Raw genomic sequence first — 15,819 nt, 5'->3', positions numbered from 1 at the left:
CCGCCTTAAATCAGCGATAAACACCCCAAACAAAAAAGCCACATTCGCTTATTTTTTAACAAGCTACGTGGCTTTTAAATCAATTTAGATTTTGTTTTAGGCTTTTCTCAAGCTTAGGTATATTTTACTGATTTTAAGGCTTTAAAACAGGTCATTGTTGACCTATTTGCAATAGTACTTTAAAACTCTAAAATTCAATAAAATAAACCCGCTCGGTATGACCAAGCGGGTTTTGGTTGTGGAATAACAGTTCTGTTGCTTTCTCAAGCAATCTTGATACTAACCCGTTTATTGGGAATAAAACGGGTCATTCAGCAGGTTTTACGATGAAATATTTACATCAAACTCAAAAGCGTCCAACTCAGCCTGTGTTGTAAACTCAGCAATAGTTAGCTCAGCCTCATCACTTGCTTTTCGCAACAGTTCACGATTGGCTAGTAGCTCTTGCAATTGAGACTTGCTCAGTCCTAGCGCAGCTTGATCACCAGATAGCTCTGCAATAAGCATGTGCTCTTGGGCTTTTTGCACACGCCATTGCTCATTGCCTAGTTTGTTAAACACCGCTTCTTTGATCTCCTGAAGCTTTTCTGCTTTTGATGCCGCAAATCTTTCCTCTTCTAATAAGATCTGCTGAGCTTCATAGGCTTGCTTAAAATCTGCCACTGTCGTGTCGTTCCAGGCAACGCCCGTCTGAGGGTTCACTAACCAATAGTTACCATCTATCTTCATGCCTTTATCGGCAAAATATTCACAACTCATGATTTCTCCTTAAAATGCGCGACAAGTACGGCCAAGGCCATATTGGTTATAGGTATAGTGCTCGTTAAGAATACCGGCACCTGAGTAAGGGTTAATACAGCTGATCGCACTGCCTAATACACCGCAGTCATAGCCAGCATTGTATGCTCGAGCTTGATATGAATACATGCCAAGCAGTTCACCATCAAAGGTTTCAAGCACCACTCTTACCTCTGAATCCGGAGAGTATGTCCCGTTTGCATTCGGGGCCTTATAATGGCCTGAGCTGTTGCTAAAGAAGTAGTTGATCGGTTCTAAACGTTTAGCTTGTGTAAATCGATAGTGCACACTGTATTTGTGCTCACCCATTTTGGTGACACCGTTATAGCGGCCGAAGAAACCATAGTAACTTGTGCCGTAGCCCGATACAGTTGTTTCAGAGTGATTATAACTATTGATACCATATGGCCATTGGATATTATGATAGATGAACTTAACAACCGTGAAGTCGCCTGCGTCCACATAGGCTTGAAGCTCTTCAGCATTTGCAATGGCTGTATTTGTTACAATATTACCGTCGCGATACTTCTCTACTAATACAGATGTGCCCTCATCCACCATAACCAGGCAATGCTTAGTATTATCATATAAAACACCCACTTCATTATATTTGTGGCTTGTTAAAGTACTCACCCCAAACTGATCCGTTGCGTTTAAGTCCAGCTTTGGTTTAGTAATTGAAGTAAAACCAGACGACTTACAGAACACCCCACCATAGTTAGCTACAGCCGTAGTCTGTGAGTCTTGAGTACTATAAACAATCTCATATTGAATATCTGCAGAGTTATTTTTACTTGCCAAAGGTACATAAGCACTCGTGCCGTAGTAATAAATTTTACTCGCTGGATTTTGCTCAAATGCATTTGTGTAGATAAAGCTCGTATGTGTAGTGGTTTTTTCTGCACCATTTGCGCTTAATTTTAAGAACTCTAAGCGACACTGTTCAGTATTTGCATTATGTGTAAACCCAGGTCGAACAACGTGGGTCTCACCATTGCTGTCATACACAGCAAATACAGGCGTTGACCTGCGGTTATTCGATGAAGTACTAGCAATGTCGATAGGCGTCATTGGCATCAAAGGTCTAACTTGCAAAGAGTTATTCGTTGTCTGCAAAGATTCCACTCGGTTCAAGTTTGGTGCCATTGCGTCGAGCAGATCAAGTTTATCTGACTTATTACCAAGGTCTGTGCTCGTTTGAGTTAATGACTCAGTCGCCGTTTGTAATGCAGCACCCGTAGATTGCGAGACCTGCTGAAGTGCGCCAGTGGCATCATTAATATGTGACTCAGCAACAGCAACAACAGCTTGTTCCAGTTTTGCATTGTCAGTTAGTTTAGTAATCGCATTACTTACTAACGCTTGCTCTTCAGCGGTTAAAGGCTGGTTGCCCTGCATATCAGCAACTAGCTTATCTACCATGACTTGCACGGCATTTTGTATACTCGCCATAATGTCCTCTTATATTGTTAATAGTGGTTCGCCGAGTAGCTGGTTTAGCTTTACTCGTCTAAGTTTTTCGTTCAACAGCTCATCTTGCTGACGACGAAGGTTGGTTTGCATGTACATGAGCCTGTCCACGCCGGTAAGCGCGTACTTTATGCGTAGTACATCCTGTTGTAGTAAATTGTCTGGATGGGGTAAGGGCAAAGAGTAAAATGGGGTTTTGTCATCGGTCATAACACCCCCTATACAGAGAATGCACGAAGTGAGCGCACTCTTGGTCTGTCTACATGGGTGCCAGAAAGCACCAATTTCACTCGTGACTGAGCATCCGCAAGATTAGCGTATTCATAGTTACACAGTAACCAGCCATCCCCTTCAGGTTGGGTTGTTTTCAAAGGTATGTTTAACCACTGCCCTTGTTGCTCGATAAATGCTTCAACTTTTGCGGTACCAGGCAACTGTGCTTCAAAGCTCACTTTTAAGCTACCACCTAAGCGGCAAGGGATTGCTCGTGTGACATAATCGGCATCATTGCTAACTTTACCCAAAGCAGCTTGTACGCTATCGAATAAAACTGGTGATTGCGTAGCTGTGCCTGCCAGTTTGGCGCGCACTTTTAAAGTCTCGTTGAGTTTGTTTGGTAAACGCAGTGCCTGAGACTCTTGCAAATTAAACTCCCCACTTTGCGCTCCGCTAAACTCAAAGTGAAGCTGTGTTTCACTGCTCGGTCGTTCAATCACCGCCATGGCAAGTAGGTCACTGTGTTCTGCCAAATTGATTTCGCCCAGCTCAACACTGCTTTCTGTGCTCGTAAATCGAGCTGCTTTCAAACGAAAGCTCAAGTCTCGATTTTGATGTGGTGTCCAAGTAGACGCATTACTTGAAGAAAGTAATACACCAACTTGATATGGCTGGCTGGTAACCCAGCCACTGCTTCGGTCGAATTTACCAAGTTCCGCAATCGCCACTTCGTGCGTTGCATCATCACTCAACACAACAATTGCATATTCTTGACCTGCATTGAGTGATACGGGAGCAAATTCAAATAGCGTCGGGCCGCTGGCTTGCAATTGGCTTACTGGTAAAGATGTTTCCGCAATGACAGTATCGTTTGGCAAACCAAGGTCAGTTTCTCGGATTTGAACTCGAACCGCTTTTTCACCAATTTTCTTAAACCACAGCTCCACACCTGCAATAAAGCGTAACTCTGGTAATGTAAAGGTTTGTGCTAGTGGGTCAAAGCGCCACTGCAATACGTTATTCACTCGACGTACTGTTTGCGTACGGATCGTACCACTACCTGTGTAAGTGGCCTCCCCTCTTGAGCCTTGTGCACCAGTAAAGCGAACAGACTTACTGCCCACAGGCACATTGCTAGGGATATAAAATCGGCCTGATAATCGGCCTTGAGCATCGGCTTTTATGGTCATTGTCCCTCCGGTATAACTGTGATGCCATCAAATGTGAGTTGCTCTAGCGCTTCGCCCGCATCAAACCCTGATAGAGAAAAGCTAACCCAGCGCCTTCTTAAGAATTCTGCTCGACGAACAGAACTGCTGATCACCTGGGTTGTACTAACAGTTTGCGTGCGGACCCTAATGCCTCGCCCGCCCCAAAACCTTCTTGTAATTGAGCTTGCAACGTTGGTATGAGTCTGTGTCCAATGATCGACACTTGGCGTTAGACGAACGTCCGCCGGAATTGGCTCAAAAGCCATATATGGATTGATTTTCATGCTGCCAGTTTGCTTTGGCTGCTCCAGAATATCTTCAAGTTCATACGGCAATGTCAAAGCTCTGCCATTTGGAACTTGCAACTGGTGGACATCGGCTTCTAAAGGCAAAACCAATTCACCATCAACCACTGCCGCAGTCTGCTCAATACCCGCGTCACGCATGTCATCGTCAATAAACGGATCAACAAAAACGCCATATTTACTTGCGGGGTCTTGGCTATTAGCATCATTACGTAAACGTTCAACGGCAAGCAGTTGGTACAGGTCGCCAATTTGGTTTTGCATGTGCTCAAGCTGTGACATTGAGACGGCTCTTACCGCCAAGTTTTCAATATGTGGCGCTTCGCTAGACAACCAAGATTGGGTGACTTGTGCCAGTGCTAAGTGATGCGCTGGCGCTTTTGGTGCAATAGGAAATTGATGCGCGGCCTGACCTTTGATCCGTTTAATTTGACCAAATCTATCAAGCACGATTAAATCGATCCTAGGTCGATACCACTGGTAATCAATCGTCACCAGCGTATTGTCGACAATATGCCCACCATCAGCTAACTGCTTATCGAGGCTAAACCCATACTCATCGAAATCAACGGTCAATTGTTTTCGATAACGATATGTCACCTCGTATAAACTGCCGCCTGCTGGCTCTTGGCCACTCAACTGCCAGCTGATGTGGTTACGCAAAAATATAAAGTCGGCACCTTGGGTATAAACTGTATCCCCTTGCTTAATACTAAGAATTTCTAACACCGATTCATCAGGCAATAAGTCTTCACCACCAGCCAGCTGTCCACGTGTCAGTTGTGTCACTTTTTCAACAGTAACATTGACTTCATCAATGGATTTCACTGGAAAGAAGTCCGTATCCATCCGCATAATGCCTTGATCATCAGCCAAAAATGTCTTTGGTTCCTCTTTGACTTCACCAATGTCTGGATCATAATCAAATTCGGTTGTACGAGATGTTGCAAAGGCGACTTCATAGCCTTCAATGTGTGCTTTACCTTCTTCAAGACTAAAGCTTTGTACACCTTGTTCAGCACCTCGATAGCTTAATGCCATGCCCTGTACAACATAACTGCCACCATTGGCTTCACGGTCATATCGAGCCAACGCCTGAGTCACAGCATCCAGCTGAGGTGGCGGCTGCTTGATTATTAAAGTACCTTGTTCAATGCGATGGACAGGATAAAATGCTTCGTCAGGGCCAAGTGCATCGCTCAGCAAACCCCATTGACAGATCTGCTGCAAACGTGCGGCACCGGGCTCGTCAAAGTTAATCGCGTCGACAGCGGGATCTCGCAAACTAGGGTCTTGCTCTTCGGTGATCACTTTGTGGGTCAACCATACACCGACGTCAACAGTCGCAGACATATCAATGGGTACAACACCACTTGGGACAGGACGTACCTGACCAGCCATGTATACGTCACCTTCGGTGATCAAGGCACTAGCTGAGTCTGAATCAACGACCAGCTCGCCGCCTTTGACTAAGTCACCATCTTTAAGCAAAACATCTGCTACGCCTTTTAAATGATGGCCGACTTGAGATTGTAGGTCATTTAATTCCCTACTTTGCAGACCTTTTCCAGCTCTGAATAACAGTCTTTCATAACCAGAGTCTGCATGAAATTTTTCATAATAATCATCAAGCATAAAAAACCTCTAAAAACTCACGACAAATTCAAAGCTCTCTCTCACACCTTCCTCTCGCACAAGAGGCGCGCGATGTTCGAGCAATAATAAGGTGCCAGGAGATGCCACTTGGTCGGGCAATAAATAAGACAGCCCAGCGGGTAGTTCTGCATGCTGCTGTGTACCAGACATCAAACCTAGCTCTCGAACCGTCTCTCCTACACCGTCTGAAAAATCGAAAGTAAATTCGCAGTAAAGGTGCTGAGTCGGCTGTTCAGATAGGCTGAAACGCCCGCCTTGAATATGAATATCGCCTTGATCATCCGGGTTACAAAAAGCAACTTTCTTAGCCTTTCGATAGCCAATAGGCGTAGCTAGCTCAGTTGCAATGATGGGTTCAGCTGGAGGAGATTGCCATGGTGTTTCACCGCTTCCCCAAGCCAAATATATCGGTGTTTGTGCAATCGATTGGGCAAAAAGCGTTCGCCCTGCACGAGTCAGAATAGCCAATGTATTTCCTTATTTTACCTAACTTGATTTAACGTACTCACGCCTTCACTAAGTAATAAAAGCAATACAACAACTAAGCCGAAACTTTATGTCCAGCCCAAGGTATCTATCCCTGCTATACAGTTATTTAGTGGGAGACCTAAGTATTCAAACCAAACTTAGGTTAATTTTTGAGTAGTAATAAAATGAATCAACGTAGCGCCTGATGATAGGTGATAACCTGTGGGTATCTGATTTCAGACCACGCTGATGCCTGCCAATAACCAAACCATTGAGCTTGGCCAATAGTGTGTGCACGACTCGTTTGACGACTGTGTGTGTTAGCCGACTGAAAGCTATGCACGATTGAATTGCTTAACCGCATACTGCCAAGCACTTGAGAAGAGTAACTTTGCCAGTTGCAATGTTGTTTGCGCTCACGCGCGCTCGTAACGGAACCGGGAGCATCAACATTCGTTTGATGTTCTCGACGTGTACTAATACGCAGTAACTTGCCGTTTTTTAGTCGGTGTCGATAGCCAGAATGGTCACTAAGTAATGTTCCAAATCCACTTGCAGAAAGTTTGAGCTCTCTCAAATCTAGATTGTACGTAACACGCACTAACTCACTTCGCGCTGGCGCACTTAACTCAGCTAACTGGGCCATCCGTTCGACATCATTTAGGTCAGGAAGCTGATTTAAATGACACTGGTAGCGATAGAAATGCCGATAAGACTTGGACTCTTCCACATCTGAAATAGAAAAACCTAGCCAATCAAAGGCCATTTCTAAACTTTTTTGTGTACCACGGATACGTTGCCAGGCAAGTCCTTGCTGTAAAACCTGATCTAAGTCGTCAAGGTAAGGCACCAACGCGCCCAAGCCATATTCCCATATCAACCAAGGTAACAAGGATTGTTTTGGATGGGACTTAAAGCCACGCAGTAATTGCACACCTTCACCGAGCACGGCTTCAAGTTGGCCGTGTTCTACGACGGCTGCTTGCAGATCACTATGGTTGTATGGCAATAACGCATCGCTATCAGTTTTTAAGTGATGAGACATAATTGAATTTGCCCTAGTTGAGCATATTGATTGGAAGCTATATCAATTAAAGAGTCAGGGGTGTGTATTTCAACGTGTTTAACGCCTTCAACGTGTAGTTGAGCGCTCAGCCAGCTAGGCGTCATTGCCACACCAAGTGCCATGGTCTCTTGCCAAGCTTCACGCAGCTTACCTTCCAGTTGAGTAAATACCCAGTTCGGTACATTGTCTTGCAGATAAATATCTGCTTTAACATCAATCGGGACTTCTTCAGCATGATTAACCTCGACCTGATCAGTTAAAACTTTGACCTGATCACTCAATATGTGGCTTCTTACTTGTTGCAATAAAGCATCTGCATGCTCTTTGTCTTGAAATAGAATTGAGACGCGTACGCGCCCAGGGGTTGGACTATCCACTTCAACATCTTGAATAGTATTTGGAGCAGCTGTTAATGCTGCATTGCGGTAATGATCTTTGCTGCCGGCAGTACTGGACGCCAATGTTTTTTGCCGAATGCGAAGACGGTAGTTACCGTCTTCTTCACCCTCGGCACGCACTAAACCATAAAACACACCAAGCTGATCTAAATCACTACTTTTCGCAGTGGCCAATAAGTTGCTATATGCAGCTTCATTGATACGCTGACGCAACAATAGCTCTCGATAACTTTCCACTTGCAGACATACAGTCAGTGGATCGCTTTCAAGTTCTAGCGCGTCAGCATATTGGGGCGCTATTGATTTAAATCTTTCTACTCTAGCTTGGTAAATAGCTTCATAGTCCAGTTGCTCAATGATGTCCGGCGCAGGCAGCGCAGAGAAATCAAAGTACTGGGAGTTCATAGTGGGTTCTTGGGTTGGTTAAAATTTTTAAGGTTTGATGATATCAGCAACACCCTGCGCGCGCGTCGATATTTCATCATATACACGAGCAATTTCTTTGTGTTGATAAGGAAATGTCAACTGATTAGCCAAGTGCTTATCTAACAAAGGTGCAAACATATCAGCTGGCGGTTTTGCTGCAGCTTTTACTTCTTCAAGTGATGTAGCAGCCACAATTGCTTTGCTTAATTTGGCAAATTCAACGAGCAGTAAATGTACTGTGTCCGAAGTTGTACCAAGTAAAGAATCAGAGTCTGCAACTGCATAATGAATACGGCTACGTTGCGCTTCTTTTTCATATACGACGGAAGTATCTTTGAATTCAGATTCAATATTTTCAGTCATGCTTCACCTATGCTGGAATTCGAGGGTAGTTAACAACGCGGTCAATCGCAAAATTACAACTGCCACCAAATTGAATGATGTTTTGAGGCTGTTTATCACCAGGCTCAGAAACTCCGTCAGACACAACATTAACCAACCGAACAAATAAGCTGCTATAGACATGCAATCCAGAGATTTGCATAGAAGGAATATCTCTCACTGAAGAGCCATTCCACCAACCACCTGTAAGTGAGGTATTAATATCAACACCTTGAGATGCAATATTTTCATTGATTTGCTCGCTGCTCGCCTCAGAGTTAGTCAGAATAAACTGCATATATGTGCGACTCCAGTCTCGCGCATACTGTACAGGAGATTCACTGTAGCCCGGCGAATATGAGTAACCCGCAACAGTATGTAATTTGGTCATTTTATTTGCCGCAGGATAAGTATGAAAGCCGCTCCAATCTCCACCATTTGGTACCCTAACCCAGATTGACTTGGACTCGTCATTAGGGTCTGCTACCAAAGCATTATCTTGTACCAAAGTATCTTTCGTATGCACTTTGCGGTCATAATAATTGATACGCATATCCGCATGACTCTGCGCCAAGTTCAAAATCGCTTGGCTAATGCGACTATCCGCTGTAGAAATAGCAGTATTTACGCCAGCTTGCGCATTAGTAAGTGCCGCATCAATCGTGCCCATCTTGTCAACAACTGTACTCGTAAGTTCATTATTAGCTGTAACAAGTTCACCATTAGTGGCGTGCAGCTCGGTAATTAGCTGTTCAAGCGTTTTTGCTTGTGTAGACATCTATAAGTTTCCTTTTAAATTGTATTTTTGTTTCAATCCAAAGCTAAGTAACTCTGTGCAAGCGTTTGCTTTGGACAAATAAGGGAAAGAGAAAAGTAGCCGCTATGATGGCTCTTTTGGCCATTCAACGTCTTCGACAGATGAATAAGTTTGCGGTATTGCGCGTAGCGCTTTGCGATAAAGGGACCATTGCTGCTTCATATCATCAGAAAGATCGATGTCTGACATTTGTGTGAAATCAGACTCAGCAAGTAGTTGGTTTCTTTTGGTTCTAATCGAGCTCCATTTAAGCTGATCAATTGCCTTTTCGGTTGCGGCAGAGTCGAAACCCAAAGATTTCAAGTACTGGTAATCTTCTTCGCTGTTGATGACACCAAACACCGTTTGGCCACAAATAGTAATATCCATAGAAATATACTCCTAAGTAGTCACAACATGTAAGCTGTTAAATACAGTGTGTATTTGGTTAGAAGACTCAGAGTAAGTAAATACTCCCTCAGGAAAAGTGCTTTGCCAGTTGTTTACAAAACAACTACCTGCATACCGAGATGCAAAGGCAGTTACTTTTTTACCCGCTGGTGCTTCGGCATTTTTCAACCGAAAACGACTCAATGAAATTGAAGAAATACCACGCGCACTCGTGTAACTCCCTTGCATTAAGGTCAGGTGAGCATTGCCTGTTATATCCAAAAATGTTGATTCGTATCCACCTATATGAAGATTTGCGCCCGCCTTTGCATACATCAGTGTTTTATTACTGGACATCGAAATGCTACCAGATGCTCCACCCCAGTTAGAAAACTGCAAGCTACCGTGGGGGGCGCAATTAAATACCGTTGTAATTTTGTCATCTAGATGGATTTCATTGCCAACGAATCTAATCTCAACAGCTCTGCGGCCTAAATCAATTAGTTCATCGATCACAAATGGCGTGCTCTTGCCGTCTGGTATCAATTGAATCGTGCAAACGCAATTTTCAGGTGTGCTTTCGATTGCGCGTTTAATCGACTTAAATGGCTTTGCGCTAGTACCATCAGCTGTCACATCATCTCCTTGATGAGATACATAGTGATGAGCATCCATCATGCCATTGACTCTGCTTGGTAAAGCTTTAAGCTCTGAGTGCATGCTGTTGAGCACACTTGAAACTTCTGACGTTAGGCTACTGACATCTAAACTGAGTTTGGTATTTGAGCTTGTCAGCTCAGCCATTCTTTGCGTAATACCAGCCATGTTAAGCTCCTACAGCCAGTAGACGTTCATTGAACTGTATTTGCCTATGATTGGATTGAACTTGAGCCGTGGCCATCTGCGTCTGTGCAATTGTCATCGCTGCAAATTCATCAGCATAATAGAGGCTCAAATCGCCTGTTACATTGAAATCAAGGCTATCTGGCGGAACAGCCGACAGTAATAAATCAAACCCTTGTACAATTTTCGCTATCGGAGTCTGATAAAAAAGCACATTTTCGGGGTGAGACCACACCGCAAATAATGTTCTCTGACTTTCGTCTGCATGATCATTTAGATAGAAGCCGACCTCTTTGACCGCATATTGCTTATTATCAGTGAACTCAGCAGTTACATGAAACTGGCCGTTACCGACAACTTCTGCACCAGATACTGGCGCCGTGTTTTTTTGGCTTTTCAGAGCGGTTTGGTTTCTATCAGGTGTATAACCTGAATCACCGACTGCAATATGACCAATTTGGATTTTAACCCCTTGTTCAAGGGCACTCACCGCTGCATTTATCCCTTGCTGGGTAACAACGGGTGTATATACATTCATATATGTACCTCAGTTTAAAAATTAAGCGTAATATTTTGAATTGAAACGGTGTACGCACCGTTTGCTATCGAACTGCTAGTTGCAAAGTTTGATGTAGGATTATCTCGCATTTGAGTTTGCGACATATGTGTCGACAATGCTGTCGTAGATACAGTCACCAAGTCGGTAAAACTTGCACTTGGCGCATCTTGAAATAGATCTATCGCCACTTGATTTGTATGACCGCAAGTGAATACTTGTATATCGCTTAGATTGAAATCAATGCTTGGATTATCACTAAAACGTGTGACTTGTAGGTTGTTGGAATGAGCACTGGCCAAACTGCCAACACTTACGGGGGCAAAGTTAAAAATAGGTTCATCTCTATTAAGCGCGACTTGAACCGTAGCACTTTGCGCACCACCAATCACTTGAATACCAGAACTAAGATTAACGCCAATTGTAAAGTCAACTTGGGTCCGCTGTGGCTTAGTAGCGACAACTGATTGCCACATTTGTGCCTGCAATTTGGGACTTAAAAATGTATTGCCCTTGCTGTCTAGATTTTCATTCGCAATCGCCAACAACTTAGCACTATGAGGAACACCTCCATACTGCCACCACTCCTGCAACTCAACTTTTGCATTGAGCACATTAAGTGAATTATTAACCGCACTCACAGTCCCTTTGTATCTATGGCGTGGCACGCTGTCCGCGATGACTTTTCGCTTCACGTGTTCTGGCCAATTACTATCCCAAACATCCACGCTCAATGCATCAGCCAACCAAGGGAGAAAGCTCGCTGGACATTGAAATGGGTCCCATAATTGGTGGATATTCACCGGGGTTTGTAATATGCGATCACTACAATGCTCTAGTGCAAGCTCAAGTGCAGTCGTATTTCCCAGCAGAGAAAAATTAGACATGCTCTTCCCCTAACTCGATATTGACTGAAGAGCAAAATGCCGCTTGGTGTTCTTTTATTGATATATCCCATTGCGGGGAGTGCAATTCAACTCGCTGTACCCCCTCCTGATGAAGTACCGCATACAAACCTGACAGTGAAATATCATGGCCTAGCTGATGATGTTGATTCAGCCAAGCGGTTAAACTTTGCTTTGCTTCATTGACCAATGCTGCGCCATCCATCCCAGGATAAATATGCAACGTTGCATCGAGTGCAAATTCAACGATCTCTGCCGATTTGATGTGAACCCTGTCGGTAAGCGGGCGTACGTTGTCTTTATTCAGCTGTGCCTGAACTTGCTCAATAACTCCCTCCGTTGCATGGCCATTTCCTTGGTCAGTTAACAGCGTTATTGCGACATCACCGGGCATTGGCTCTGGTGGTATTGCTCCTGCCAATACACCAGGTGTTAACCCTGCATCGTTTGTACACACTAGCAGCCTTGCACTTGGGGGCAGTAAATTATTGACTTGTTCAGATAAATCAACGTATGCAAATTGCGGCGCGTCGACGAATACATCTTTAACGTGCTGCGACCCTTTCATCGCATGAAATGCATAAGCGCCTGCGGGCCCCGCGGTACTAAATCCCTCCAAAGCAAGTGCGATACGCTCGCGAAACCTCTCGTCACTCTCATACTCAGCCTGCTGAGGTGGTATTTTGCTATCGTCTGCTGGGACCAATAATACGCGTTCAACGCCAAAACGATTCCCAAGATAATCCAGCTCGCTACTTGTTGCATTTGCTAAAAGTACACTGTGGGCGCTCTCGTTAATCCGTTGACGCAGCAGTAACTCACGATAAGCAAAAGACTCCACCAGCTTTATCACCGGGTCGCTCACTAAATTCAACTCAGCGTTTGGGAATCGCGTTTTAAAATCATCTAAAATCTCAGCCCTAATCTTTTCAAAGCTTAAAGGTTCAATGAGGTTTGGCGCCGGCAAACGGCTGAGATCAATGGCGCTAAAGTTTGTCAATGACATAACTAAGCTCTTAATTAAGTGTTGAGAAATGCCTGACTAAAACCTAGCCAGGCACATGGGGAAGTGTATAAATTATGACTTTGGAAAGCTTGCTTTCACGCTAGCTCTAGCACCCAACCAAGCTTGTTTTGCGTCTATAGTCGCTTGTGCCGCATCACCTAACTCCGTTAGGTTTGCCATGTAATCGATAAACAAATGGTCGCAAGCTTGTGCATATCCTTCTCGGCGATAATCTAGAACCTCTTTTTCAGAGAAAACAAGCTGATAGTCCCCTTCAGCTACGCCTGCGTTTTTGGCCATTTTCTTCGCGCTGTCTTGGTTTGTAAGCCCACCAGCAACAATACGGCCTGTTGAAATCTGTTTTAAAATAGCCATGATTACACTCCTACATATCCGGCTGCATCAGTGTGTGTATATGGGAATCCAACACTGTCTGCCCAAACCATATTATCGCCATGATTACCCGTCCCTACATAAGGTAGGCATATGGCAACTTTCATTTTACCAAGCCCACTGAACAACGGTTGGTGGCACCCTCCCCACCCAGATCTAATTGCATGCTTGTACTGCCACCCTTTACCAAGATCGGATTGATTACACTCAATCGTTGCTGAGCGATTTGACGAGGGGTAAAAACGAATTGTATCCGCACATTCCAATACGTTTATCCAGCAACTGGCTTGAGTAAGGAACTCACCTCTCCCCCAGCCAAAATGGGTGTCACACCCCTGAGACAAGACGAAGAATTGACCATTATTTGCATCACTGTTGCGCCCTTTAGTAATTTCAATATCAAACAGTAAAACACGATAATTAGAGCCATAGAAAGCTTCTCCACCATGGTTTTTGTAACCTATGCCTCGGTTTAGAAAGTTTTCATTTGGTGTCAGGCCATACTCATCTAATTTGTCTAAACTTACGCGAGTAACAGTACCAGTCCCTTCAGTGCCATCATATAAAAACGACAACCATGGTGCTTTGTGCGCAGTCACAACATCAGTTGGGGTGTTGTTGGCTTCGCAAATTGAATTAAAAAACTTAGAATCCACCAGCGTATTCGGCGCCAGTGGTAGTGCCTTTTGAAAATCTCGAATTTTGGCATCAACCGCCTGCTCTTTAGCAGTTAAACGGCTTTCAACCGCAGCATTTTTTTGGTCAATCTCAATGGCTTTTTGTGCCACGCGATTGTCGATATCTTCAATTTTTGTATCCACCACATCACTGAGCTTTTCTGATGCTTCAACGACGCGGGCAATGTCTTGCTCTAAAGACATAATGTACCTCCATTTAAAAATAAAAAACCCACCGAAGAGGTGGGCTGGGTTTGTTTAGAATTCTGTTTGTGGGTTAAATTACAGCGTATTTTGCCTACTTTATTTCAGCAAATTGCTGACGCCATGGGCACGCGATAGCGCCTCATCTAGCGCGGCCGTTTGACCTTTTATTTGGTAAGGTAATTCAACTTCACCGCTGGCAACTTTCCCTTCAATTGCGCCAATGGCATTTTTCAATGACTCTGTTGAGGTGCGCATTTCAGCTAGGGAGTTAGCTTGCGATAATTTGTTCACAAAGATGCTTAACTCATGGAGCAGAATATGGGAAATATCAGATGTATTCCCCAGCATGCTGTCTGTATCTGCAATACGATTGAGTATTTTATGCCTGACATCAATACGTGCATTCTCCAATACTATTTTTTCTTCTACTGATGCACTTTGTGTATTTGCAATTAGATTTTCCATTATTAGCTCCCTATAGCTGCGCTTCTGTACTGCTGATAAAATGAACATCACCTGGCTTAAGTACTCTACCGTTGCCAACGTAAGTAGAGTCAACGCTCAAGGTTAGGTAGTACTGACTTTCAAGCGTTATTCTTAAATAAATATGTTGATCAGTGCCGACATAAACAATAGGTTCATGGGAGCCCGAGGTCCTTGATTGATAAAGTCGATTGTTAGATGCATAACAATAACCGGTGAATGTCGCATCAACAATTTTGTTACTACCATATTCGTAGCCATATATATTTAAATGGAACATACAGTTATGAGTATCGATCTTAAACGGGAGCTTTAGGTGCATGTTGGTCGCACCTCCCTCTGTAGTAAAAAAGCCTGCAATGGCCACACTTTTTGTGCCTCTAGTACCATCGCCAAGCACTTGCTTACTCTCAAGCGCATTATCAACCCGAGTGACTTGCTGAGAAATTGTCGAATTCATCTCAGACACTTTGCTATTAACTGTGCTATTAATATCTTCAATTTTTGTATCCACAATGCCAGTGAGTTGCTCTGCTGCACTGACTACATTTGCAATGTCTTGCTCTAAAGACATAATTTACCTCCAAGTAAAAAATAAAAAAGCCCACCAAATGGCGGGCTTTGCGTTTAGGTTTAAGAATGAAAATTCAAAATCAATAAGGTGTGCTCAATACCCTATTGATGCCATATTTACTGCGCTTTAATGACGGCATCGACGCCATTAGCACGCGCGATAATGTCATTCATCACATCACTTTGACCTTTCGTTTGATATGGAAAGCTTAGCGAACCATTGGCCACTTGAGTTTCAATATCACCAATAGCCGCTTTAAGCGATGTCGTTGATGAACGCATTTCTGCAAGTGATTGAGCAGCACTCAACTTATTGACAAAGCCGCTCAATTCATTCAGCAATAAATGTACGGTGTCAGAGGTTGTACCTAGTATTGACTCTGAGTCCGCGACCTGCTGTTCAAGGTTTGTGCGTACAACCTGACGACTTTTTTGTAGTGCTTCATCAACAGTAAGCTCTACTGAAAATGTGCTGTCTTCACCAAAGTTTTCTGTGACAATTTGTGCCACAGCATATTGAGATAAGCTCGCGTCGAAAAACTGCTCAACAACTTGCCCATTAACAATTAGTTTAGCCATTTATTTATTCTCTCCT

General features: G+C 43.8%; 20 protein-coding genes. All 20 read right to left on the bottom strand.

Going from position 1 to position 15,819, the window contains the following annotated elements; genetic code table 11:
* Positions 1 to 321 precede the first annotated feature (321 nt).
* The 20 genes from N480_RS10135 to N480_RS10040 all read right to left on the bottom strand — a co-directional run bounded on the left by N480_RS10135 (position 322) and on the right by N480_RS10040 (position 15,803).
* A complete protein-coding gene (locus N480_RS10135; protein WP_063372386.1) occupies positions 322 to 759 on the bottom strand; it encodes a hypothetical protein in 438 nt (145 codons plus the stop codon).
* A 9-nt stretch (positions 760 to 768) separates the two neighbouring features.
* A complete protein-coding gene (locus N480_RS10130; protein WP_063372385.1) occupies positions 769 to 2,250 on the bottom strand; it encodes a hypothetical protein in 1,482 nt (493 codons plus the stop codon).
* A gap of 9 nt (positions 2,251 to 2,259) precedes the next feature.
* Positions 2,260 to 2,478, bottom strand: a complete 219-nt coding sequence (locus tag N480_RS10125; RefSeq protein WP_063372384.1) for a hypothetical protein — start codon at positions 2,476 to 2,478, stop codon at positions 2,260 to 2,262.
* 8 nt (positions 2,479 to 2,486) lie between these two features.
* A complete protein-coding gene (locus tag N480_RS10120) occupies positions 2,487 to 3,674 on the bottom strand; it encodes a hypothetical protein (protein ID WP_063372383.1) in 1,188 nt (395 codons plus the stop codon).
* Positions 3,671 to 5,635: a DUF4815 domain-containing protein gene (locus tag N480_RS10115; RefSeq protein WP_063372382.1), complete on the bottom strand. Its 1,965-nt coding sequence runs from the start codon at positions 5,633 to 5,635 to the stop codon at positions 3,671 to 3,673. Before N480_RS10115 ends, N480_RS10120 begins: the two co-directional genes overlap by 4 nt.
* A gap of 9 nt (positions 5,636 to 5,644) precedes the next feature.
* The gene (locus N480_RS10110; RefSeq protein ID WP_063372381.1) at positions 5,645 to 6,124 is read right to left on the bottom strand and encodes a hypothetical protein; all 480 of its coding nucleotides are present in this window, start codon (positions 6,122 to 6,124) and stop codon (positions 5,645 to 5,647) included.
* A 190-nt stretch (positions 6,125 to 6,314) separates the two neighbouring features.
* A complete protein-coding gene (locus tag N480_RS10105) occupies positions 6,315 to 7,169 on the bottom strand; it encodes a phage tail protein (protein ID WP_063372380.1) in 855 nt (284 codons plus the stop codon).
* Positions 7,154 to 7,993: a baseplate assembly protein gene (locus tag N480_RS10100; protein WP_063372379.1), complete on the bottom strand. Its 840-nt coding sequence runs from the start codon at positions 7,991 to 7,993 to the stop codon at positions 7,154 to 7,156. The genes N480_RS10105 and N480_RS10100 overlap by 16 nt, the downstream gene beginning before the upstream one ends.
* A 27-nt stretch (positions 7,994 to 8,020) precedes the next feature.
* Complete coding sequence (locus tag N480_RS10095) at positions 8,021 to 8,377, bottom strand: hypothetical protein (protein WP_063372378.1); 357 nt, start codon at positions 8,375 to 8,377, stop codon at positions 8,021 to 8,023.
* Between the two features lie 7 nt (positions 8,378 to 8,384).
* Positions 8,385 to 9,173 carry a hypothetical protein gene (locus N480_RS10090; RefSeq protein ID WP_063372377.1) on the bottom strand — a complete coding sequence of 263 codons (789 nt, stop codon included), beginning with the start codon at positions 9,171 to 9,173 and terminating at the stop codon, positions 8,385 to 8,387.
* A 102-nt stretch (positions 9,174 to 9,275) separates the two neighbouring features.
* A complete protein-coding gene (locus tag N480_RS10085) occupies positions 9,276 to 9,581 on the bottom strand; it encodes a tail fiber assembly protein (RefSeq protein WP_081225465.1) in 306 nt (101 codons plus the stop codon).
* Between the two features lie 12 nt (positions 9,582 to 9,593).
* On the bottom strand, positions 9,594 to 10,406 hold the full coding sequence (locus N480_RS10080) for a hypothetical protein (RefSeq protein WP_063372376.1): 813 nt from the start codon (positions 10,404 to 10,406) through the stop codon (positions 9,594 to 9,596).
* Position 10,407: 1 nt separating this feature from the next.
* A complete protein-coding gene (locus tag N480_RS10075; protein WP_063372375.1) occupies positions 10,408 to 10,962 on the bottom strand; it encodes a phage tail protein in 555 nt (184 codons plus the stop codon).
* Positions 10,963 to 10,976: 14 nt separating this feature from the next.
* Positions 10,977 to 11,867 carry a phage tail protein I gene (locus tag N480_RS10070; protein WP_063372374.1) on the bottom strand — a complete coding sequence of 297 codons (891 nt, stop codon included), beginning with the start codon at positions 11,865 to 11,867 and terminating at the stop codon, positions 10,977 to 10,979.
* Positions 11,860 to 12,891, bottom strand: coding sequence for a baseplate assembly protein (locus N480_RS10065; RefSeq protein ID WP_063372373.1), 1,032 nt, complete (start codon positions 12,889 to 12,891; stop codon positions 11,860 to 11,862). The genes N480_RS10070 and N480_RS10065 overlap by 8 nt, the downstream gene beginning before the upstream one ends.
* A gap of 72 nt (positions 12,892 to 12,963) precedes the next feature.
* Positions 12,964 to 13,266 (bottom strand): hypothetical protein, encoded by a 303-nt coding sequence (locus N480_RS10060; protein WP_063372372.1) that lies wholly within the window; start codon positions 13,264 to 13,266, stop codon positions 12,964 to 12,966.
* 2 nt (positions 13,267 to 13,268) lie between these two features.
* Positions 13,269 to 14,165: a hypothetical protein gene (locus tag N480_RS10055; RefSeq protein WP_063372371.1), complete on the bottom strand. Its 897-nt coding sequence runs from the start codon at positions 14,163 to 14,165 to the stop codon at positions 13,269 to 13,271.
* A 99-nt stretch (positions 14,166 to 14,264) separates the two neighbouring features.
* Positions 14,265 to 14,633: a hypothetical protein gene (locus tag N480_RS10050; RefSeq protein ID WP_081231822.1), complete on the bottom strand. Its 369-nt coding sequence runs from the start codon at positions 14,631 to 14,633 to the stop codon at positions 14,265 to 14,267.
* A gap of 10 nt (positions 14,634 to 14,643) precedes the next feature.
* The gene (locus tag N480_RS10045; protein ID WP_063372369.1) at positions 14,644 to 15,225 is read right to left on the bottom strand and encodes a hypothetical protein; all 582 of its coding nucleotides are present in this window, start codon (positions 15,223 to 15,225) and stop codon (positions 14,644 to 14,646) included.
* A gap of 116 nt (positions 15,226 to 15,341) precedes the next feature.
* The gene (locus tag N480_RS10040; RefSeq protein WP_063372368.1) at positions 15,342 to 15,803 is read right to left on the bottom strand and encodes a hypothetical protein; all 462 of its coding nucleotides are present in this window, start codon (positions 15,801 to 15,803) and stop codon (positions 15,342 to 15,344) included.
* Between the last annotated feature and the right edge of the window lie 16 nt (positions 15,804 to 15,819).

The sequence above is a fragment of the Pseudoalteromonas luteoviolacea S2607 genome (assembly GCF_001625575.1).
Taxonomy (GTDB): Bacteria; Pseudomonadota; Gammaproteobacteria; order Enterobacterales; family Alteromonadaceae; genus Pseudoalteromonas; species Pseudoalteromonas luteoviolacea_E.
Note: the sequence above shows the minus strand (reverse complement) of the source record. Positions and strands in the feature narration are given on the sequence as shown.